The organism is Empedobacter sp. UBA3475, from assembly GCF_002378465.1.
GTDB classification, from domain to species: domain Bacteria; phylum Bacteroidota; class Bacteroidia; order Flavobacteriales; family Weeksellaceae; genus Empedobacter; species Empedobacter falsenii_B.
The window spans coordinates 75,345-99,582 of sequence record NZ_DFRA01000009.1 but is presented as its reverse complement, the minus strand read 5'-3'; the positions used below and the strand labels follow the sequence as shown (position 1 = coordinate 99,582).

Genomic DNA, 24,238 nt, shown 5'->3' with positions numbered 1-24,238 from the left:
ATGAAAAAATATATCTTAATGCTTTGTACATCTTTTGTTGTGATGAGTTGTAACAAAGAAGAAACAAAACCTGAAGTAGAGCAAAAAGCAACTATTTCTACTTCAATTTTAAAGTTGACAGATGCTCAATTAAAGAATTTTGAAATTGATACAACCTCTTTACGTCATCAGAATTTACCTACAACTATTCGGCTAAATGCAAAGACGGCAGTAACCCCAGAAAATACTATTTCTATCACCAATGCCTTTGGTGGTTATGTGAAACGAATTGCACTAATTCCAGGAAATTATGTCAATAAAGGACAAGTTTTGGTGGTTTTAGAAGATCCGCAGTATATCCAAATGCAAGAAGATTATCTCACAACAAAAGCTTTGTTAGAGCAGGCTAGTGCAGATTATGTTCGTCAAAAGGATTTGAATGCAGAGCAAGCAGCAAGTGACAAAGTGATGCAACAAGCGAAAGCAACACGTCAATCGTTGATGGTAAAGAAAAGTTCCTTGGAACAGAAACTAAGATTAATGAATATCAATCCTTCCTCAGTTTCGTTGAGTAATATCCGACGTACCATCAATGTTTATGCACCGATTAGCGGAATGGTGAGTCAGGTTTTTGCGAATACAGGACAATATATTTCGCCAGCAGATGCGATGTTAGAAATTATTAATCCAGATCGTTCTTTGTTGAATGTAAAAGTATTTGAAAAGGATCTGAGTAACATTCAGATTGGTCAATTTTTGAAAGCTTATACCAATGCAAAACCAGATCAAAAGTTAGATGCGCAAATCACCTCAATTTCAAATCAAGTGAATGAAGATGGAACGGTTGATGTTTTTGCACGAATTACGAATGCGAATGGTACGCGATTAACAGCGAATATGTATTTCAATATCGAATTGCAAGTGAATTCGCTTGACGCGAATGTTTTACCAGAAGAAGCTGTAATTCAGTTTGAAGGAAAAGACTATGTGTTCGAAAGACAAACTAAAAATCAGTTTCGATTAGTTCTTGTAGAAATAGGAGGTTCTGCGAATAAAATGATTGAAATAAAATCTCCTCAAAATTCAGGAAAAGTCTATGTTTCGAAAGGAGCATATAATCTTTTGACTGCGATGAAAAATAGTGGAGAAGGAGATTAGACTTCGAATTATTGAATATAAAAAACGAGCAATTTATTGCTCGTTTTTTATTGAATTTTGTTCTTTTTAAATTAAAATCCAATTAGAAAACTTTTTACATTCATCTCATCTTATTCAAATTCATTAATTTTGGAAAAATGGAAAGTGTATGCAAATTTTAGTAATCGAAGATGATAAGCGAATTAGCGATTTTTTAATCAAAGGATTAGAAGAAAATGGGCATTTGGTCACGCTTTGTAAAGATGCCGAAACTGTTTTAGATGAATTTCTTACGATTCAGTTTGATTTGATTATTTGTGACATTATGTTGCCTAAAATGGATGGGATTCAGCTTGTGCAAACACTTCGTTACAAGAAAATATTCACTCCAATATTGATGTTAAGTGCATTGAACACGGTTCAAGATAAGGTTTCGGCTTTGGATTATGGTGCAGATGATTACATTACAAAACCATTTCATTTCGACGAATTATTATCGCGAATCAAAGCTTTAACGCGCCGAAATCAGTTTCGTTCGCAAGAAGTTCCTGAAAATAAATTAATTTTTGATGCCTTAGAAATCGATTTGGATCAATATAAAGTTTTTGTCAATCAAGAAGAAACAGAACTTTCTCCTCGTGAATTTAAGTTGCTGAATTATTTAATCGAAAATATAGATAAAACCGTTACTCGTATCCAAATTTTAAACGCTGTTTGGGGCATAACATTCGATAATCACACCAATGTTGTGGATGTTTACATTTCGTATTTGCGTAATAAAATCGAGAAAAATGGAACAAAATACATTCACACGGTAAAAGGTGTTGGTTATATGTTTAAAGCCTAAATTATGAAATTAAAACACCGATTAGCGCTTTATTCAGTCGTTATTTTCAGTATTATTATTCTGATTGTTTCTACAATTATTTATTTTTCTTTTTATACCGAAATGGAGAAAAAAGAGTTTAAATCTTTGCAAAATAAGACACTTTTGGCTTCTATTTACTACTTAGAAAAAGACGAATTACCCGTTTTAGAACACAATAATGTACAAAGCCAATTGATAAAAACGATTTCCAGAAAAAATATTTTAATTATTGATCAAAACAATAAAAAATACAATGGAAATATGGCTGATAATAAAGAAATAACGCAGCAATTTATAGAGAATATTCGTTCGAATAAAACTGATTTTTTTGCGAGTAAAGATTTCTTTTATAACGGAATTTTTTATCACGATAACCAAGGAGATTTTGTTGTAATTACGCGCGAATCTAAACAAGAATTTAACGAACAAATGCAATCGTTACTTCAAATCCTGATTTCAGTTTCATTGGTTGGGTTGATTTTTATTTATCTATTTTCTAATTTTTTAGGAGTGATTGCTTATGAACCGATTACAAAAATTATAGATCAAATAAAAGAGCGTGATGCGAAGAATTTTACAGAACCTTTAAAGCTTAATAAATCGTATGCGGAGATTGAAGATTTAATCAAAACCTACAATCATTTTATTGATCGAATGGCGCAAACGTTTAATGTGCAAAAGAATTTTATCGATTATGTTTCGCACGAGTTACGAACGCCAATTACTGCATTGTTAGGAACTTTAGAAGTAACGAATCATAAAAAAAGAACGCTCGAAGAATACGAAAACGTGATTGTGCAATTGAAACAATATACCAATGATTTGCAAGAAACGTTAGACCAAATGATGTTACTTTCGGGAGCAAAAACGAGTTTTGAATTTAGTCAAATTCGAATTGATGAAGTAGTTTGGCAAGTGATTGAAAATGCTATTTTGTATCATCAAGCACGTATAAATGTGGATTTACAAGTCGTAAATAATCAATTGTTAACCATTCAAGGAAACGAAAAATTACTAGAAGTTGCGCTGAATAATTTAGTAAGTAACGCGATAAAATATTCGAACAATCAACCGATTTTAGTACAGTTTTTGGAAATCAATCATCGTTTGCAAATTCATATTTCCGATTTGGGAATTGGTATTTTAGAAACCGATATCAAACAAATTAAACAAAACTTTTTTCGAGGAAAAAACACGCAAGATTTTCAAGGAAAAGGTATTGGGCTTTCGATGGCGAATATTATTTTTACACTTCATCAAATTGATATCGAAATTGTTCCGAATAAACCTAAAGGAACGATTGTTAAACTCATTTTCTAATCTACTTTTAATCTAACTTAAAACTCACCTTAATCTTACGCTTTTACTTTTGAATTTTCAAAAAGAGTAGAAGTGAAGAAGATCTATTATACTGCAATTCCAATTGTTCTTGCGATACAAACACAGGCGCAAAACATAACGTTGGACAATCTAGAAGCCGCGTTTTTACAAAAAAATTATGCGCTTATTGCGAATAAATTCAATGTAGACAGAATTGATGCTGAAATTATTCAGGAGAAATTATGGCAAAATCCAACGTTGAGTATTTCTGAGGTTAATCTTTGGAAAACATATCATGTGGAAGAACAGCCTTATTTATTCGGTAAATACGGGAAAAATCAACAAATTTCTGTCGAATTAGAGCAATTAATTGAAACCGCAGGTAAACGTAAAAAGCGTGTTGCAATTAAAGAATTAGAGAAGAATTCGGCACTTTTTGAGTATGAGGAATTGTTGCGTGAGCTGAAAAAGGAATTAAGACAAACATATTTTTCGTTGGCGCGTATTCAATCTGAAAAGAAAGAATTACAAAATAGTGTTGATTTGTTTGAACAAATGATGACGCAATATCAGCGACAAGCAGATTTAAAAAATGTTCCGAAAGCAGATTTTTACAGACTTCAAACAGAATTAATCGGTTTACAAAAAGATCAAATTGAGCTAGAAAATCAAGAAATTGAATACATTAATAAACTTCGATTGTTAACGCAAAACTCAGATTTAAATGTAAATGAAATCGATTTTTCAAGATTCAATTCTCATTCCAAATCAATCCCATTCAATGCTAAACAATTAGCAAAAGAGCAAAATATAGCGTTAAAAAAACAAGAAAATGAAATCAATTTAGCTGAAAAACAATTGATTTTAGAAAAAGCGCAACGTACACCAGATTTGGCTTTTCAGGTAAATTATGATCGTGGTGGAAATATTATGCGCGATTTTGTAGGTGTAGGTGTAAGCATTGATTTACCGATTTTCAATACGAATAAAGGAAACATCAAAGCTTCAGAAATTGTACTGAATCAACAACAAATTACGAAAAATGCGCTACATTCTGAGTTAGATATTTCGATCGATCGACTTCAAAATCAAATTAGTCAATTGGATAAAGCTCTTATTCAGTGGAAAAAATTGAACAATCAAGAGCAACTAACCATGATTGACAATTACAAAAAACATCTCCAAAATAAACAAATCACTTTATTAGAATTTATTGATTTTACGCAGGCTTATCGCGAATCTCAAAAAGCTTATTTGGATTTATTGGAAAATTATCAAAACACATTCGAAGAACTAAATTATATCGTTGGACAAGATTTATAAAATGATGAAAAAAAGTTTTTATTTTTTAGCTGCTTTTACTTTGGTTTTAAGTAGTTGTAACAAGCAAGAAGCCCCGAAAGAAGCGGTAAAAGAAGACAAATTTTGTTTGAACGAACAATTGAAAAAGTCAACTGAAATTGTAGCTGTTTTAGAGCAGCCGATTCACGAACAATTAACCTTGTCAGGAAAAATTGAATACAACGAAAATGACTTGGTTGGTTTTAAAAGTTTGCTGCAAGGAGTGGTAGATAAAGTGAATTTTGAATTAGGTGATTATGTGCGTCAAGGTCAAGTTTTGGCAGTTGTAAAATCGAACGAAGTGTTGGATTTGGTACAGCAAAAGCGTTATCATCAAAATCAAATGGATTTGATTCGAAAACAAATCAAGTCGAAAAAAGAATTGTTGAATGATGGAATGGCTTCTCAACCCGAAGTTACAGAGGCAGAACACGAATTACAATCAACGCAAATTGAAATTGATAAAATCAATGCAACCTTGAGAATGTATCGTGCGGTTGGCAATGGTCAATTCCAGATTTTATCACCTAAAAATGGTTATATCGTTCAGAAAAACATGAGCGTTGGTCAATCTATTATTTCAGATTCAGAAGATAATTTATTTTCTATTTCTAATTTGAAACAAGTTTGGGTAATGGTAAATATTTACGCCAATAATCTGCAATATGTAAAAAAAGGAGATGCTGTAAAAGTGAAATCTATGGCGTATCCTGATCGAATTTATGTTGGAAAAATTGATAAAATATACAATGTGTTTGATGAAAATGAACACGTTTTGAAAGCGCGTGTTGTGTTAGAAAATCAAGATTTGAACTTGATGCCAGGTTTGAGTGCAGATATTATTATCGATAAACAAAATATTGTAGGAAATGCATTTGCGATACCAAACAAAGCCAAAGTTTTTGAGAACAACAAGGAATATGTGGTGGTATATAAAAATGATTGTACAATGGATATTCGAAAAATTACGACGATTGGTCAGAATGAAGAATTCACATTTGTTAGCGAAAAGTTTGCTCCAAATGAGAAAGTTATTTCTCGAAACGCTCTAATGATATTTGAGGAATTAAATAAATAATAAATGAAAAAGTTAGTACAATCAGTCGTAACTTTTTCGTTACGAAATACAACCTTTGTTTTATTTGCTGTATTTGCATTACTCTTTGCAGGTATATTTTCTTTAAAACATACACCAATAGAGGCATTTCCGGATGTAACAAATACTAGAGCTCGTATTATAACACAATGGCCAGGAAGAAGTGCTGAGGAAATGGAAAAATTGGTGACTCTACCAGTTTCAAAAGTAATGAATAGTATTCCGCATAAATCTAATATTCGTTCAATTTCTCTTTTCGGATTATCTGTTGTAACGGTTCAGTTTGAAGATGGAGTAGATGATTTTTATGCACAACAATATGTATCGAATAAATTGAGTGGAGTTGATTTACCAGAAGGAGCTGATGCAGATATTGAACCGCCTTCTGGTGCTACAGGAGAGATTTTTCGTTATGTGATCAAAAGTGATTTACCGATCAAGGAAGTTACCGCGATACAAGATTGGGTAATAGAACGTGAATTGCTTTCTGTATCAGGAGTTGCAGATGTTGTAAGTTTTGGTGGAGAAGAAAAAACGTATGAAATTAAAATTAATCCAACAGAATTAAAGAATTATAATTTATCGCCTTTAGATGTTTATGAAGCAGTTTCTAAATCAAATATAAATGTTGGTGGAGATGTGATTCAGCAAGGAGATCAAGCTTATGTAGTTCGTGGTGTTGGTTTACTAGATAAGATAGAGGATATCGGAAATATTACTGTCGCTCTAAATGGTTCTACACCAATTTTGATCAAAAATGTGGCAGATGTTGTCATTTCGAATAAACCACGTTTGGGGCAAGTTGGTTACAATAAGCATGATGATATGGTAGAAGGAATTGTTGTGATGTTGCGTGGTGAAAATCCATCCGAAGTCATTGAAAATCTGAAAGCGAAGATTGAAGAATTGAATACAAGAACTTTACCAGATAATGTGAAAATTGAAACAGTTGTAGATCGTACCAAATTGGTGGATAATACAGTACATACGGTTTCTAAAAATATTATTGAAGGTATTTTATTGGTATCATTAATTGTTTTTGTTTTTTTATATAATTGGAAATCAACATTTATTGTAGCTTCGGTTATTCCGCTTTCATTTTTGTTCGCAATTATCATGTTGAAAATACAAGGATTACCAGCGAATTTAATTTCAATGGGGTCACTGGATTTTGGATTGTTGTTAGAAGGAACTTTGGTAATTGTAGAAACAGTTTTTGTTGCTTTAGCTACAATGCAACATAAAGTAGGAGCAGAACGTTTCGCAAAAATGAGTAAAATGGGTGTTATAAAGAAAAGTGCAGGAAGTGTAGCTTCTTATATTTTCTTTGCCTTACTTATTCTTATTGTTGCTTTATTACCGATATTTTCATTCCAAAAAGTGGAAGGTAAAATGTTCTCTCCTTTAGCATTTACATTAGGATACGCATTATTAGGATCTTTAATATTAAGTCTAACTTATGTTCCTGCAATGTGTAAGTTGCTTTTTAAGAAAAATATGGAGGAGAAAGAGAACTTTATTACTCGATTTTTTCAGAAAACTATTTTTGGATTATATGAAACTGCATTTCGTTATAAAAAGGCAACAATAGGAATCTTTTTAGGAATTTTAGCTCTTTGTTTGTTTAAGTTCTCGCATTATGGATCAGAATTTCTTCCAAAACTGAATGAAGGAGCAATTTACATTCGTGCAACTTTACCAAATAGTGTCAATTTACAAGAATCAACTCGATTAACAAAAGAGATGAAAGAGTTGATGCAGAAAGATTGTGATGAAATTGATTTTATTTTAACACAAACAGGTCGTCCAAATGATGGAACAGATCCAACAGGATTCTTTAATATTGAGTTTAATGTTCAATTAAAAGATGAAAAAGATTGGAAGCGCAAGATTTCAAAAGAAGAGATTATTCAAGAGATGCGAGATAAACTAAATCATTATCCAGGAATTGTATTTGGATTTTCGCAACCCATTCAAGATAATGTCGAAGAATATGTAGCTGGTGTAAAAAGTTCATTAGTTATTAAGATTTTTGGTGATGATTTGTATGATTTAGAAAAATATGCAAACAAGGTCGCTACTTCTATCGAAAAAGTAAATGGAATAACGGATATCAATGTTTATAAAAATATTGGTTTACCTGAACTTAGAATAGAATTGAGTGATTCAAAAATGGCGAAATATGGTATTAGTACAGCGGATGTTCAGGCAGTAATTGAAATGACAATTGGTGGACAAGCAGCTACTAAGTTTTATGAAAATGATCGACAGTTTGATGTTATTCTTCGTTTTCAGGAAGCTTATAGAGATACTCCTGAGAAAATTGGAAATATTTTGATTCCAACAAGTAATGGGAACAATGTTCCTTTGCAGGAAATAGCTACAATTGGTTATCAAACAGGACCTGCTTTTATTTATCGAGAAGGAAATAGTCGATATATCGGTGTAGGATTCAGTATAGAAGGTCGTGATTTAGGAAGTACAATCGATGAAGCGAAGAAAGTAGTGGCGAAAGAAGTTAAATTACCGAAAGAAAATTACATGGAATGGGCTGGTGAATTCGAAAGTAAAGAGCGTGCAGCAAAACAATTAGCAATGGTCGTTCCGATTTCGTTAGTTTTGATTTTATTATTATTGTATACCAATTTCGGAAATGTAAAAGACACAGCGATAGCTGCATTAACACTGCCTTTTGCTTTTATTGGAGGATTTATTTCGCTTTGGGTAACAGGAACCATTTTTGGTATATCTGCGGGAATAGGTTTTATTATTCTTTTTGGAGTAGCAACGATTGATGGAATTGTTCTAATTGGTGTTATTCGAGATAATTTAAAGCATAAAATGCAATTAAAAGAAGCAATAGTCAATGGTGTTAAAAGTAGAATACGCCCTGTTGTGATGATTGCGCTTATGGGATCGATGGGATTATTACCAGCAGCACTTTCTACCGGAATGGGATCAGAAATTCAAAAGCCTTTGGCAATTATGATTGTAGGAGGATTAATTATTTGTTTAATCTTATCCTTTACAATTCTTCCAGTTGTATTTTATTATGCATATAGAAAAGAATATCAACAGAAATTCCTGAAATAATTTGTGTAGTTGTTTTATATAAAGGAGTTTTTATCAAAAGGTAAAAACTCCTTTTTTATTGATTATGAATGAGTAAATCTAGAATAATTAATTATAAAGTAGAAGACCACTTAGAACCAAACGTTACGTTACCTTCTTGAAGTACAATATCTGAATGTAAAAATTTTGCGGCATCTGCTGACTTTTTCACTTTAACGCTACTTCGTTCCATCATCTCTTTTTCATATTGTTGTAAAACTTCTTCACGTAAATTAATCTGTTTATTTTGAATATTATTATAAGCTGATGTTATTTTTTGTGCTAACAATAAAGCATCTAATAAAGCTTGATTTGCACCTTGTCCTTTAAAAGGACTCATAGGATGAGCTGCATCGCCAATTAAAGTGACAGAGCCAGCATTTTCTAGTAAATTTGACATTAATAAATCTCGATCATAAACGGGGTATCCAGTGATTTGTTTGGGTTCTGTAGCTGCAATAATTTCAGGAATAGGAGAGTGCCAATGCGTTCTTTTAGCAACTTCTATTTTTAAAGCCTCTGAACCTTTTTTACTCAAAGCTATCGCTTCATTTTCTAACATTGGAAAACTAAATTGCCACATAACCGAATCTTTGTCATAAGGCATCATATACATTCGTTCAGTTCCATTTGCTGTTTGAAATACCGTTGCTCCATCCAACAAATGATTTTCTAAATTAGTTAAAGCATCCAGTTTACAAATACCTAAAATAACAATACACCCCAAATAACGTAATGGAGTATTTTCCTCATTTATAATCAATCGACGAACTATACTTCGTATGCCATCAGCACCAACAAGTAAATCAGCTTTAAAGTGTTTTTGAATTCCATCAACATCAAACGTTAATTCTATTTTATCATCAACATTAAAATCGACTAATTGATGATTCCATAAAACTTGATTATTGCCACCTAATTGATTTAAAAAAGCTAAGCGTAAAGATTGTCTCGCAATGTGAATATTGGTATGTTTATTTTTGTTTTTAGCTTCAATCGCTTCTTTATCTTGCAATTTTCTTATTCCCCATTCGCCAATCACATTTCCTTCTATAGTATGTGCTAAATGCAATGTAGAAACGATTCCTTCCTCTAAAGTTTGGATTCCAAATTTTTTTAATTCTTTACTAGCTTGCTGTAACGTTAGTCCATAACCTTGGGAACGATCGTTGAAAGCTCGATCACGTTCAAAAAGTGTAAAAGGAATTTGACGATGTAAACACGCTAATGCTAATGCAATTCCACCAATTCCAGCTCCGACAATTGCAACATGAGGATATTTTTTTTCGTTGGGTGATGGATGTTCATTTGTAGTTGTCAAACCGGTTCCTGAGCAGACAGTACAGATCTGCATCGAACTTTTTGGTTTATTTGGAGTAATAAAATTTTCATTCTTTTTAGATTGAGCAACAGCTGATTCATAACGCGATAGTTTCCTTTTCGAAACTCCTTGACTTTTTTTTCCAAGTCCATTACAATTCTTGCAACTTATCCAATTTTCTCGAGTACTCAATTTAAAAATTTTTGCAAAAATAAGATTAAAGTAGCTATTTAGAAAAATCTAATCGTAAAAGATAGAATTAATACATGAATAATGAATTTTTCTGTAATAATAGTTTTCATTATTCAACTTCTTTATAGTGATGATTCTACAACCTTTTTCAGAGATTTTAGAATGGGTTTAATATATCCGGACTATCATTTATTATAAAAGTGGAATGTATATACAATCCGTTGGACTTATAATTTTGGTCAAAAATAAAATCAATTGAAAAAATTATTAAATCATATTGTTTTAGAACCAAAATTACATGTAAAGTGGCTTAATACACTTTCGTTTATGGAAAATGCAGGAGCACGAAAGATTTCGGCATGTGAGCACAAAACTTTTGTGAATCTTATCCAATTGAAACATGCAGCTGAGGAACATCGCCATGCTTATTATTTGAAAAAGCAAATTATAAAATTAATTCCAGATGCTTGTGTCAATTATGAGCCTATTTATCTTTTAGCACCAAAAGCAACAATGTATTATTTACATCAATTAGATATTCAGGTTTGTCGTTTGTTGAAGAAAGAATTTAATCTTGATGGGGAAGATTTAAAATACGCAGCTTATTTGTTTGTGACTTACGCTATAGAAGTGAGGGCAGATGAATTGTATCCAATATATCAAGATATTTTGACGGCGCATCAACAAAAAGTGATGGTAAAATCTATTATTGTTGAAGAAGAAGGTCATCTTGAAGAAATGATTTCACAATTAAAAGAATTTCATAGAGAATGGAAAATCTATGCAAATCAAGTGATACAACTAGAAGAAGTGTTATTTATGAATTGGATTTCTGCAATTGAAAATGAACTGAATAATGTCGAAATTTTTTAATTCATTGCGACTATCTCTATTTGAAAGAGAACAAAAAGGAATTAAAAGAACATTAAAAGTTCGTTCTTCTGGAATTGATTTTTATAGTAATGATTATTTAGGATTAGCTAAAAATGAAATCTTACATCAGCAGATTTTAAATGAGTTTATAGCGCAACCATCTTTACTTTATGGTTCTACTGGAGCACGTTTGATTAGTGGGAATTCTGATTATCTAAGTGAAACGGAAGAGATGATAGCAAATGAACATAAAGTGGAAGCTGCATTACTTTTTTCATCTGGATATAATGCCAATTTAGCACTTTTTTCTGCACTTTTAACTCGACATGATGTTGTTTTAGTTGATGAAAATATACATCGATCAGTACATGACGGGATTAAATTATCCAACGCAAAAAAAATAAAGTTTAAACATAACGATTTAGATCATTTAGAGAAACTATTGCAAAGAGTAAAAGAGCGTTGTTTTATCGCGGTAGAAAGTTTGTATTCGATGGATGGTGATTGTGCTCCATTAATTGAACTGGTTGAATTAGCCAATAAATACAATGCAGCATTAGTGGTAGATGAAGCTCATGCTTTTGGTGTTTTTGGTTACGGATTGGTTCATCAATTCGGTTTACAATGCAAAGTGTTTGCAACGGTTGTAACTTATGGAAAAGCGATGGGAATGAGCGGTGCCACGATTTTAGCTAATCAGTTAGTGATTGATTATCTCATTAATTATGCTTCACCTTTTATTTACACCACAGCTATTGCTGATTTTCATGTGACAGGTTTACGAAAAGGTTATCAGTTTATCAAAGAAAATAAATCGCTTCAAGAGAGTTTAAAATATAATATATCACATTTTAGAAATAGTGGCTTCACGAGTTCTTCGAATAAAAATAGTCCAATTCAAATTCTAAAGTTTGAGTCTACAAACCAATTAACCAAAATCAAAAATCAATTGGAGTTGGTGGAAATAAACACTTTTGCGGTTTTCAACCTACAGTAGGAGAAGGAGAAGAGCGCTTAAGAATCTGTTTGCATGCTTTTAACACACAAGAAGAAATTAATCAATTAATGGAAAAGATAAAAGAAAATGTCTAAACAATTATTTGTTACAGGAATTGGGACAGGAGCTGGGAAAACGATTGTTTCAGCAATTTTAACTGAAGTTTTACAAGCTGATTATTGCAAACCAATACAATTGGGAGATTTAGATTCATCAGATAGTTTGTTGGCAAAATCGTTAACTTCTCTAGAACTGAAAATTCATCAAGAACGTTATTGTTTGCAAAAAGCCGCTTCGCTACATCAATCTGCAAAAGAAGAAGATATTGAAATCAATCTAAATGATTTTGAACTTCCCAAAACAACCAATTCTCTTATTGTTGAAGGAGCAGGCGGATTATTTGTTCCTATTAATGAAGAAGATTTTATGATTGATCTTATTCAGCAGTTTAATCTCCCAGTAGTCCGGATATTTCTATCATCATTATACCAAAACTCAATTCAATAAACTCAAGCGAAGTGAGAAATATAGCAAAAAACAATTAAGTATCAATTTAATATTTAAATACAATGAAAGTATCAAACGAAACACGCCATGATTGGACGAAAGAAGAAATCGAAAAAATCTATCATCAACCATTATTAGATTTAGTATATCATGCATCCAAAACACATCGAGAATGGCACAACGCAAGAGAAGTACAAGTATGCACCTTGTTATCTGTAAAAACAGGTGGTTGTCCCGAGGATTGCTCATATTGCGGACAAGCAGCGCGCTACCATACCGATATTAAAGTAGAAGCTTTGTTACCAACAGCAACAGTATTAGCACATGCAAAGAAAGCAAAAGAAGCTGGCTCATCACGTTTTTGCATGGCAGCTGCTTGGAGAGAAGTACGAAATAATCGAGATTTTGATCGAATAATCGAAATGGTGAAAGGTGTAAATGAGTTGGGATTAGAAGTGTGTTGTACATTAGGAATGTTGACAGAAGAGCAGGCAATTCGTTTGCAAGAAGCAGGTTTACACGCTTATAATCATAATTTAGATACTTCCGAAGCTTATTATGATGAGATTATTTCTACACGTAAATTTGATAATCGAGTCAATACGATACAAAATGTGCGAAAGGCTGGGGTTACAGTTTGTTCGGGTGGAATTATTGGCTTAGGAGAAACGCATCAAGATCGAATTTCTATGCTATTAACTTTGGCAACAATGCTAAAACATCCAGAATCTGTACCTGTAAATGCTTTAGCAAGAGTAAAAGGAACACCTTTAGAAAATAATCCGAAAGTAGATATTTGGGATATGGTTCGTATGATTGCTACAGCTCGTATTGTGATGCCTTCTTCGGTTGTTCGGTTAAGTGCTGGTCGAATAGAAATGACGGAAGTTGAACAAGCTTGGTGTTTTATGGCTGGAGCGAATTCGATTTTTACAGGAGAGCGTGAAACTTTATTGGTGACGCCTAATCCTGGGGTAACAGAGGATATGAAAATGTTTGAAAATTTAGGTTTAGTACCAATGGTTAAACAAGAAACAACTCAGACATGTACACATTAAAAGAACGCGATCAGTTGGTGAATTGGCATCCTTATACGCAGATGAAAAAAGCCAATAATATTATTGCAATTGTAAGAGGAGAAGGAAGTTAAATTTACGATGAAAATAACAAACAATATATTAATGAGGTTTCATCGTGGTGGGTAACGCTGCATGGACATGCGCATCCGTATATTGCACAAAAAATGCACGAACAGCTAACAACTTTGGAACATGTTATTTTTGCAGGATTTACGCATCGACCTGCAATTGAATTGTCTGAACGTTTGTTGGCTCTTTTATCTCAAAATCAAAAGAATGCATTTTATAGCGACAATGGATCAACAGCGATTGAGGTAGCACTAAAAATGTGTTTACAATATCATTTCAATAAAAAAGAAGATAGACCTGTGATTTTAGCGTTCAAAAATGCTTATCATGGCGATATTTTTGGCGCGATGTCGGTGAGTGGAAGAGGAATTTGGACAGAACCTTTTAGTGAAAAGCTTTTTGATGTTATATTTATTGATACGCCGAATGCAGAAAATATAGAAGCAATTAAAGCACAAATAAAAGAAGTTGCACCTAAAGTGGCGTGTTTTATTTACGAACCTTTGGTTCAAGGAGCTTCGGGGATGTTGATGCATGAGGCTGAATACTTAGATCAATTGATGAGGTGTTGTAGAACACATCATATTTTAATGATTCAAGACGAGATTTTTGTAGGATTTGGTCGTACAGGTAAATTATTTACAGCAAATCATTTGACAGAAGTTCCAGATATTATGTGTTTTTCGAAAGGTTTAACAGGTGGTACTTTGCCTTTGGGCGTTACAACTTGTACAGACGAAATTTACCAAGCCTTTTATGCAGATGATTTGAATAAGACGTTATTTCACGGGCATTCTTTTACCGCAAGTCCATTAGCGTGTACCGCTGCGTTAGCAAGTCTTGATTTGTTATTACAGACTTCTACACAACAGCAAATAGCAAATATTGTACATCAACATTTTGTTACGTCTATTCAAGATCATCCTAAAGTAAAAGTGATAAGACAATGAGGAACTATGTTGGCGTTGGAATGGAATAAAGACGAACAAATATCTTATTTTAGTGATATGTAAGAAAAGCTGTATTCTTTCTTTTTAGAGAAAGTTGTATTATTGCGTCCATTAGGAAATATCATCTATTTAGTTCCTCCTTATTGTATTTCGACTGATGATCTAAATTATATTTATGATACGATTCGTCAAGCTTTAATCGAATTGTTTTAATGTTAAGTTCTAAATGACGCTTATAAGATTAAAAAGATAAAAAAATCTCCCTTTTGGGAGATTTTAGTTTATATAATATTGTCAAATATTTGAAAATTATCATTTTATGATAAATGTTCTCTTATTTTTTTGATTAAAAAGCTTCCCTTAGTTTTGCAAAAAAAATAGTTTGTCTTTTCGATTTCGAGTCCATTTATCTAATAAATCCATTTATGTTATAGCGCTTATTGTAAGTGTTATTGCTGTTTTTGCTCTTGTTATATTGAGTTTTTTAATTAATAAAGAAAGTCAAAAAAATAATGATGAGTTTGTCAAAAAAAGTTTTTTGAGGAAATATGAAGCAGTTGAATTTGAGTTTAAAAACATCGAAGAATATCAAGAAGTTTTAAAAAAAGTTGTTAAAAAGACAAGTGAAAAAAATGTAGCAGATCATTTTTTGGTTTTGAATGAATTAAATTCAAATCGAAAGTTAATTCGCCATGATTGGTTTTCTATTCATTCTTTAGAAACAAATCATTTTCCTGATGAATCAACCCTTTCAAAAGCTATCAATCAACCAAATATTAAAGAATTTCAATCGATATATACTACAAAAAATCAACAGATTGATAATTTTTTGTTGGATTATAAGGATACATTGTATTGGGTAAATTACGATTCTATCAAGTTGTCTAATGGACAAAATATGTATTACGGTTCGACGATTAATCTGTTTGATTTGTATAATTTTTTTACGACAGTAGATGCAACTTCGTCCAATTATATGTATGTTTTCAATAAAGATGGAATTTGTATTACGCATCCTAATGAAAAATTTATTGGGAAAAATGTTTTCGATTTTACAGATATTCAGCCAAGCGATACGATAACGAGCACAATTAATTCTAATTTTTCGCAAGATTTATATACGTTGAATGATGCTTCGTCCGAGTTTATAAAAGATACGGATATCAAACGTTTTATAAAACCTTTACACACCAAGAATTTTGATGGATATATTGTCGTGAATCATTTGAGTTATATCATTGATGAAAATGTAGAACGAACTAAATTTTATGTAGGTTTTATTTTCTTGGGAACTGTTTTTTTAATTATCATTATCTTTTTGTTATTCAATAAAATAACATCTAAAACATACAAGGAAAAAGCGTTTGTAATCGAAGAAAAAAATAGGTTATCAATTGAAAATGAAAAGATTAAAAATGCGAATACTCTAACGCAATTACAACAATTAAAGAATCAGATTAATCCACATTTTTTATTCAATTCGTTGAATTCACTTTATATGTTAATTGGTTTGAACAAAGAGAATGCGCAGAAATTCACGATGAATCTTTCTAAAATTTACCGATATCTTATTGTTCCGCCAAAGGAAAATATAGTGCTTGTAAAAAAGGAATTAGATTTTATTGCACAATACATGGATTTGCATAAAAGTAGATTTTCGGAAGAATTGATTTTTGATTTACAAATCGAAGATTCGAAAAGCTTAGAAAAAAACATTCCATATTTGGCATTACAGATTGTTGTAGAAAATGCAATAAAACATAATATTGCTACAATTGATCAACCTTTGACTATAAATATTGTTGTAAAATCTGATTTGATTATCGTCAAAAATACTTTTCAGAAAAAAAATAAAGCGACAGAAAATGAGAAATTTGGTTTAAACTATTTACAAAAAATCTATCATTTTTATCAAATTGATAATTTCTCAACAAAAGTAGAAAATGAAGAATTTATTTGTTTTTTACCTTATATCGAACCAAAATATCCATTCACTCCAAAAAACTAACCACTCACTCCAAAAAACTATTATTATAAGAAAACTGCGCTTAAGTTTATGCCATAATTAATGATAATTTAATGTTCGAATGAGTCATAATAAGGAAAGAAAGAATTATAAATTAGCACTATATCTTGGTTTGGCAATGTCTTCGGCTGTTGTTTATGGACAAAAGAAAGAGGATAAAAAAGCTGAAAAAGATAAAACAGAGAAAAAGGATTCTACTGTAACGAAAGTTAAAAAAATAGATGAATTAATCAAGAAAGGAAGCTACAAGAAAGGTTTGTTTAATACCATTCAAGTAAAAACTGATATCTATTTCGAAATTCCAGATAGTTTATTTGGACGCCAATTTTTGGTTGTGAATAAATTGTCTCAAGTTCCAATGGAAGTTAACGAAGCGGGCTTGAACAAAGGAATGAATTACGAAAACAAAGTGATTTCTTTTTATCATGATAAAGTAGCTAAAAAAGTGTGGGTCAAAACAATTGTTCCACAAGTTTCTTCACCTAAAAATGACGCAATCACAGCTTCTGTAAAGGATAATTTCTCAGAATCGATTATTGAGGTTTTTGATATAGAAGCTCAAAATAATGATTCTACAGCTGTTGCGATTAAAGTGAACAAAATTTTTGATGGAAATCAAAAAAGTTTTAATGATGTATTAACGAACATAGGTTTAGGAGGTTCGGTAAAGGCAAATCTATCGTATGTGGAAAATGTGAAAACATTTCCAGAAAACATTGTGGTTAAGTCTCAGTTAACGACAAGTGTAAATGAAGGAGGGGTAGATTTGGCTGTTACCTTAGGTGTTACAAGTAATATTGTTTTACTTTCGACAACTCCTATGCAACCTAGGTTAGCAGATAATCGTGTGGGATATTTCACAGAAAAACATTGGTTTTTTAATGATGCTCAACACAAAATGGAAGATCAACGCTTTATTACAAAATGGCGTTTGGAACCAAAAGACGAGGATAAGGAAAAATATCTAAAAGGTGAATTAGTAGAACCTAAGAAACCAATTATTTATTACATCGATCCTTCGACACCAAAACAATGGCGCCAAAAAATTATTGCTGGTGTACACGATTGGCAAGTTGCTTTTGAGCAAGCTGGTTTCAAAAATGCGATTATAGCAAAAGAACCAACTGCTGATGACAAAGATTTTGATATTGATGATGTACGTTACTCAGTAATTACGTATGCAGCTTCACCAAAGTCAAATGCAATGGGACCTTCTGTGGTTGATCCGCGTAGTGGTGAAATTTTAGAGGCGGATATTATTTGGTGGCACAATGTAATGACTTCTTTGCATGATTGGATGCGTATTCAAACAGGTCCAATTGATCCAAAAGCAAGAGGAAATAAATTTAGTGATGAACACATGGGAGAAGCAATTCGTTTTGTGTCTTCTCATGAAGTAGGACATACATTTGGTCTGAAACATAATATGGGCGCTTCTTTTTCTTATCCAGTAGAATCTTTACGTTCGAAAGAATTTACAGATAAAATGGGTGGAACTGCACCGTCTATTATGGATTATGCGCGTTATAATTATGTGGCACAGCCAGAAGATGGTGTTACAGCAATTACGCCAAAAATCGGTTTGTATGATAAATATGCAATCGAATGGGGATATCGTTGGTTTCCAAATCAAGAAACAGAAAAAGCATCGCTTCGTAAAATGATTGAAAAGCACGAAGATGATCCAATGTATTTTTATGGTGAACAACAAAGCTATTTAAGTACAATTGATCCGCGTTCTCAATCAGAAGATTTAGGTGATGATGCTGTTTTGGCAAGTGAATATGGAATGAAAAATCTAAAACGTGTTTCAGAAAATATCTTGAAATGGACGTACGAAGATGGAAAAAGCTATATCAACACAGGGAAACTTTATTACCAAACAATAGGGCAGTGGGATTTATATTCTAATCATGTTTTAGCAAATGTTGGTGGGATTTATTTAAACAACACTTATTTCGGAATTGATAAAAAAGCATACGAACCAGTTCCTGCAGATATGCAACGTAAAGCAGTTAATTATTTAAACGAAAATGTGATTCAATTACCAAAATGGTTATTCTTTAATGATATTTTAGATAAAACGTATGCAATCAAAAATTCGCCAATGGGACCTTACGAGCAAACGCCGTATACATTAGCGAGAGAAATGCAATATGGATTGATTTATAATTTATTTACTGACGATCGCTTATTGCGCATGTTAGAAAATGAATTGAAACACCAAGAATTAAAATCTAATGAAAAAATTTATACAGTTGAAAATTTATTTGATCAAGTAAGAAGTGCAGCTTTTGATAAAAAATCAAACTTAACTATTCTTGAAAAAATGACTCAAAAAAATTACGTTGATGCCTTAATCGTTTCAACAAACAAATTATTTGAAAAAACAACTGTAGCAGGACTTACAATTGACCAAAACCTACAAGTACCAACTATCTGTAATTATTTAGACGAAGAAAAAATGGCGCGTAACATTAACTATTCTTCTATGAAAAGAGTGTCGGAAGTGACAACCTATAAAAGAGCAGAATTGCAACGTGTTTTGACTTTGTTAAACAAGAAAAAGAATAATGGAGATGCGTCTACAAAAGCGCATTATGCTGATTTAATTATTCGTATTAAAGAAGCTTTAAAGTAAGATATAGAAATGAAAAAGACACTCATTCTTTTGCCACTTTTTGCGGCAAGTATTGCGTTTTCTCAAGAAAAGAGAGTGATTACAGGTTCGGTTCAAGACGAAAAATCGTTGGTTGGAATTGCTGGTGCGTCTGTTAAAATTGAAGCTCAATCAATTTCGACAAAAACAGATCAAAAAGGAATTATAGAAAGTGTAACGGTTGGTACTGTTACAGATGAAGATGGTTTCTTTTCATTAGAAGTACCTGCAGGTACAAAATCTGTATTAATTAGTTATTTAGGTTACGATTCTAAATTAGTTGAACTTTCTACAGATTTATCAACATATCATGTAAGCTTAAAATCAACTTTAGGTGAAGTTCTTCCAGAAAATAATGATTTAAAAGAAGTTGTTGTTACAGGTTATCAAAAAATTGAAAAACGGAAACTAACATCGGCAGTATCAACTGTAAAAATGGATGATATTCAACAAGCTGGTGTTGCTAGTGTTGATCAATTGTTAAGCGGACAAATTGCTGGTGTAGCTGTTTCTACAGAAACTGGTTCGCCTGGTTCACCAAGTAAAATTAGAATTCGTGGTACGGCTTCTCTTTCTGGTCCACAAAATCCGTTATGGGTGATTGATGGTTTACCATTAGAAGGAAATGATGTGCCAAACTTTAACGATAAAGATAACATCGATCAATTGCAAAACTTTTCTATAGCTGGATTAAATCCAAACGATATCGAAGATATTACAATCCTTAAAGATGCTGCTGCAACAGCTATTTATGGTGCAAGAGCTGCAAATGGTGTAATTTCGATTACAACAAAACGCGGTAAAAAAGGCGCTATGACGGTTAATTTTTCTGCGAATACATTTGTAACAGCTCGTCCAGATTTTGGTCGTTTAAATTTACTAAATGCTTCTCAGAAAGTTGATCTTGAATTAATGCTTGCTAGTCGCGATGATTTAACGTATCGTACTGATAAAGGCGAAGTAATGCGAATTTTGCAAAAGAATGGTCAATTAAATGCTTTACGAAATGGAGGTTTTAATTCTTTAGATCTTATCACGCAAAATCAAATTAATTCTTTACGAAATAACACAACCGATTGGGGAAAATTATTGTATCGTAATGCAATTAATACACAATACGGTTTGAGTATTTCAGGAGGAAATGATCGTTCTGATTATTACTTCTCATTAGGATATTATGATGAGCAAGGAACAACGATCGGAACAGGTTTTGAACGTTATAATCTTACTTTAAAAAACAATTATAAACTTAACGATAAATTAGATGTAGGGATTTCTATTTTTGCAACTTCAAGTGATAAAAAATCTTTTGTAACAGATGCAGATGCGTCTATCAATCCGATTAATTATTCACGAAATGCGAATCCATATTTATCTCCATTCAATGCAGATGGTTCTTATCGTTATGACAACGATATTGATGGATTTGAAGATCGTTCTGTTCCATTCAATTTTATCGAAGAAAGAGAAAACACAAATTATACATTAAAAAACCGTTCGTTAAAAGGTATTATTGATCTTAATTATCAATTAGCAAAAGGTTTAAAATTAACATCTCAATTCGGAATTCAGTACGATAGTAACAAAACAGAAAAATACGCTGAGCAAGAAACTTATTTTACGCGTAAAATGAAAGAAGGAACGCGTTATTATAAATCTGGACAATATTTGTATTTCTTACCTGACGGAGGAGTTAAACAAAATTGGGATAACGAATTTTTTCAATATAACTGGAAGTTACAAGGAACATATAGTACTACGATTAACAATCGTCACGAAATTGATTTGATGGCTGGGACAGAAATTCGTCATACACAAAACGAAACGACTTTAACACGTGCTTTTGGTTACAATAAAACGACGAAAACAGGAACGCCAATCGTTTTCCCAAATTCAAGTTTTGCAGCAGAAAAACGTTACGAAACGTATAGAGAAATGCCAACGGAAGAAAATGCTTATGTATCTACATTTGCAACCGCTTCGTATACATTAGACAGAAAATATACAGTTTTTGGTAGTGTTCGTTATGATGGTACAAATTTATTCGGTGTTAATAAAAAATATAAATACTTACCAATTTGGGCAGTTTCTGCTTCTTGGTTAGTTTCAAAAGAATCGTTTATGGAGAACATCGATTTTATTTCGAATCTTCGTTTACGCGCTTCTTATGGTTTACAAGGAAATATTGATCGTAATACTTCACCTTTCTTTATTGGTGAATATAATGATGCAACAATTTTACCAGGTAATAAAGAAGATATTATCAATGCGATTAATTTACCAAATGATTTGTTGCGTTGGGAAAAAACAACGAATACAAATGTTGGGTTAGATTTAGGTCTTTTCAAAAATCGTATCAACCTTGCTGTTGATGTTTACAATCGTAAAGGAACAGATATGATTAGTATGCGCGAAACACCATTAGAAACAGGTTTTGAATATACAATGGTGAATTGGGGAGAATTAACAAACAAAGGTTTCGAGATTGCTTTAACAACTCGCAACATTGATAAGAAAAACTTTAAATGGTCGACAACAATTAATTTTGCGCACAACAAAAGTAAAGTTCTTAAAGAGCAACAACGTGAAAATAGTTTAATTCCATCTCGTGAAGGTTTACCTGTAAATGCAATTTTTGCTTTAAAAACAGCTGGATTTGACGAATACGGAAATCCAATGTTTTGGAAAGGAGATGAAAAAGTTTCTGCAAAAGAATTCTTTGCTTTATATGACTTATACGAAGATTTTTTACCAGGAGAAATTGTGGATTCTAAATTAACAAGCGAAGAAAAACGTAAATTATTTACTTATATCGGAGATCGCGATCCTAAATTTACAGGAGGTATTATCAATAATTTCAAAATTCACAATTTTGATTTAACGATTTCTGCAGCATTCAATTTAAAACAAACGGTGATGAAAACACCTTCTTATCGTGGAATGGAATTGGATCCAGGTCGTAATTATACGCAAGATATTTTCGAGGCAGGTTCTACACTTCCAGGAATTACAAGTCCAATTAAAGGAGATAACGATAGTTGGATGGCGAACAAATGGTTTGCAGGAAACAATGCAAACGCGTACAATTTATTAGACATTTGGGCGAAAGAAATTAGTTATATGCGAATCAGTAGTATTCGTCTTGGTTATACTTTACCAAACAAATATGTTGAGGTTGTCGGTTTCAAAAGCGCTCGTTTTAGCTTAGAAGGACGTAATTTATTTGTATTTAGTAATGGATACAAAGGTTATTTTGATCCAGAAACTTACGGAAATATTTATGCACAACCAATTGCTAAATCTGTAACAGTAGGACTTAATGTTTCTTTCTAAATTTTAAATCAAATGAAAAAAATATTTTTATTATTAAGCATAGTTGCAGTTAGCTTTACAGCAGTTAGTTGTGACAATTACTTGGATATTGAACCAGATGGAAAAGTGATTCCAAAAACGGTAGAAGATTACCGTATGGTTTTAACGAATTCTTATTCAAAATATCCAACACACAAGTCGTTGACAGCTTTACGTACGGATGAGGTTACATTGAATGAATACTCAAATGACTTTATTTCGTACCGAGAAATTGCACAATGGAAGGATACAAATCCAGATCAAATATCAATTCAATTTCCTTGGGTTAGTTTTTATACGGTGATTTTTTATGCCAATCAAATCATCAACGAAGGACCAAAAACAATGGAAAACTCTGCTGAAAAAGATCAATTATTAGCAGAAGCTTATGCGTTACGTGCGTATGCGTATTTTGATTTGGTGAATTTATACGGAAAACCATATAATTCAGCAACAGCAAGTACAGACAAAGGTGTTCCTCTAAATTTAAAAGTAGATTTAGAAGCAACGCTTAAACCATCATCTGTTCAAGAAGTTTATAATCATATTGAGTCTGATTTATTGCAAGCGACAAAGTTGATGAAAATGAATCAGCAATTAGCTGGATTAAATTATAGATTCTCGAATGCAGCTTTAAAAGCTTTAGAAGCAAGAATCGCTTTGTATAAAAATGAATGGCAAAAAGCAATTGATTTTTCTGATTCTACATTAAAAATCAAAGGTGATTTAGTGAATCTGAACACAACAAAACAAGTTCCAAATCATTATACATCTGCCGAATCTATTTTAGCTTTAGACAATACATTGAATCCTGCAATTCAGTATATGTCATATGCTTCACCAGAACTGTTAAGTAGTTATGATACAGAAAATGATCTACGTTTTCCGCTTTATTTTGAGAAAAGTGGATCAAAATATAAAGTTATCAAAGGTGGAAATTCAGAGTTCAAAACGTCTTTCCGCGTAGCTGAATTATATTTTATCAAAGCTGAATCATATTTGAAATTAAATAAGTTAGATCAAGCAAAAGCAACTTTATTTTCAGTTTTACAAAATCGTTATACAGCAACTGGTTTTGCAAAATTACAAACAGAAATTTCTGCGATGAATTCTACTGAATTGATGAAGTTTATTTTAGATGAACGTTTTAGAGAATTTGCGTTAGAAGGACAACGTTGGTACGATTTACGTCGAGCAAATCAAAAACAAATTATACATCAAATTTCAGGTAAAGAGTATATTTTACAAGAAAATGATGTTCGTTATACAATAGAAATTCCACAAGCAGCTAAGCTCAATAATCCTCATTTATAACATTTTTAGACCGTCTTTATTCATCATTTAGACGGTTTTTTTATACTT

Annotated in this window: 15 protein-coding genes and 1 pseudogene; 15 read left to right on the top strand and 1 reads right to left on the bottom strand. The window is 32.0% G+C overall.

Going from position 1 to position 24,238, the window contains the following annotated elements; translation table 11 throughout:
* From B3I31_RS02415 to B3I31_RS02390, 6 genes are all read left to right on the top strand, one after another.
* The gene (locus B3I31_RS02415) at positions 1 to 1,137 is read left to right on the top strand and encodes an efflux RND transporter periplasmic adaptor subunit (protein ID WP_125349493.1); all 1,137 of its coding nucleotides are present in this window, start codon (positions 1 to 3) and stop codon (positions 1,135 to 1,137) included.
* A 148-nt stretch (positions 1,138 to 1,285) separates the two neighbouring features.
* Positions 1,286 to 1,963 carry a response regulator transcription factor gene (locus B3I31_RS02410; protein ID WP_291087450.1) on the top strand — a complete coding sequence of 226 codons (678 nt, stop codon included), beginning with the start codon at positions 1,286 to 1,288 and terminating at the stop codon, positions 1,961 to 1,963.
* 3 nt (positions 1,964 to 1,966) lie between these two features.
* The gene (locus B3I31_RS02405) at positions 1,967 to 3,304 is read left to right on the top strand and encodes a sensor histidine kinase (RefSeq protein ID WP_291087448.1); all 1,338 of its coding nucleotides are present in this window, start codon (positions 1,967 to 1,969) and stop codon (positions 3,302 to 3,304) included.
* 72 nt (positions 3,305 to 3,376) lie between these two features.
* Positions 3,377 to 4,627: a TolC family protein gene (locus B3I31_RS02400; protein WP_291087445.1), complete on the top strand. Its 1,251-nt coding sequence runs from the start codon at positions 3,377 to 3,379 to the stop codon at positions 4,625 to 4,627.
* 1 nt (position 4,628) lies between these two features.
* Entirely contained in the window at positions 4,629 to 5,723 is a 1,095-nt protein-coding gene (locus B3I31_RS02395) for an efflux RND transporter periplasmic adaptor subunit (RefSeq protein WP_280035625.1), read from the top strand.
* Positions 5,724 to 5,726: 3 nt separating this feature from the next.
* Complete coding sequence (locus B3I31_RS02390) at positions 5,727 to 8,834, top strand: efflux RND transporter permease subunit (protein ID WP_291051693.1); 3,108 nt, start codon at positions 5,727 to 5,729, stop codon at positions 8,832 to 8,834.
* A gap of 91 nt (positions 8,835 to 8,925) precedes the next feature.
* Here B3I31_RS02390 and B3I31_RS02385 read toward each other — a convergent pair whose 3' ends face one another.
* Entirely contained in the window at positions 8,926 to 10,374 is a 1,449-nt protein-coding gene (locus B3I31_RS02385) for an FAD-dependent oxidoreductase (RefSeq protein ID WP_409410628.1), read from the bottom strand.
* A gap of 246 nt (positions 10,375 to 10,620) precedes the next feature.
* Here B3I31_RS02385 and B3I31_RS02380 point away from each other — a divergent pair, with 246 nt between their 5' ends.
* The 9 genes and pseudogenes from B3I31_RS02380 to B3I31_RS02340 all read left to right on the top strand — a co-directional run bounded on the left by B3I31_RS02380 (position 10,621) and on the right by B3I31_RS02340 (position 24,190).
* The gene (locus tag B3I31_RS02380; protein ID WP_286494872.1) at positions 10,621 to 11,238 is read left to right on the top strand and encodes a hypothetical protein; all 618 of its coding nucleotides are present in this window, start codon (positions 10,621 to 10,623) and stop codon (positions 11,236 to 11,238) included.
* On the top strand, positions 11,222 to 12,235 hold the full coding sequence (locus B3I31_RS02375) for an aminotransferase class I/II-fold pyridoxal phosphate-dependent enzyme (protein WP_312349535.1): 1,014 nt from the start codon (positions 11,222 to 11,224) through the stop codon (positions 12,233 to 12,235). The genes B3I31_RS02380 and B3I31_RS02375 overlap by 17 nt, the downstream gene beginning before the upstream one ends.
* An 87-nt stretch (positions 12,236 to 12,322) precedes the next feature.
* Positions 12,323 to 12,742, top strand: coding sequence for an ATP-dependent dethiobiotin synthetase BioD (gene bioD, locus B3I31_RS02370; protein ID WP_291059946.1), 420 nt, complete (start codon positions 12,323 to 12,325; stop codon positions 12,740 to 12,742).
* A 62-nt stretch (positions 12,743 to 12,804) separates the two neighbouring features.
* Positions 12,805 to 13,800 carry a biotin synthase BioB gene (gene bioB / locus B3I31_RS02365; protein WP_291059944.1) on the top strand — a complete coding sequence of 332 codons (996 nt, stop codon included), beginning with the start codon at positions 12,805 to 12,807 and terminating at the stop codon, positions 13,798 to 13,800.
* Positions 13,788 to 15,053 (top strand): annotated as a pseudogene (gene bioA, locus B3I31_RS02360) (adenosylmethionine--8-amino-7-oxononanoate transaminase). The gene bioB and the pseudogene bioA overlap by 13 nt, the downstream one beginning before the upstream one ends.
* A 325-nt stretch (positions 15,054 to 15,378) precedes the next feature.
* Positions 15,379 to 16,848: a histidine kinase gene (locus tag B3I31_RS02355; RefSeq protein WP_286494866.1), complete on the top strand. Its 1,470-nt coding sequence runs from the start codon at positions 15,379 to 15,381 to the stop codon at positions 16,846 to 16,848.
* 79 nt (positions 16,849 to 16,927) lie between these two features.
* Positions 16,928 to 19,507 carry a zinc-dependent metalloprotease gene (locus B3I31_RS02350; protein ID WP_038335737.1) on the top strand — a complete coding sequence of 860 codons (2,580 nt, stop codon included), beginning with the start codon at positions 16,928 to 16,930 and terminating at the stop codon, positions 19,505 to 19,507.
* A 9-nt stretch (positions 19,508 to 19,516) separates the two neighbouring features.
* Entirely contained in the window at positions 19,517 to 22,858 is a 3,342-nt protein-coding gene (locus B3I31_RS02345) for a SusC/RagA family TonB-linked outer membrane protein (RefSeq protein WP_291059942.1), read from the top strand.
* A gap of 12 nt (positions 22,859 to 22,870) precedes the next feature.
* Positions 22,871 to 24,190, top strand: coding sequence for a RagB/SusD family nutrient uptake outer membrane protein (locus B3I31_RS02340; protein ID WP_221856182.1), 1,320 nt, complete (start codon positions 22,871 to 22,873; stop codon positions 24,188 to 24,190).
* Positions 24,191 to 24,238 lie beyond the last annotated feature (48 nt).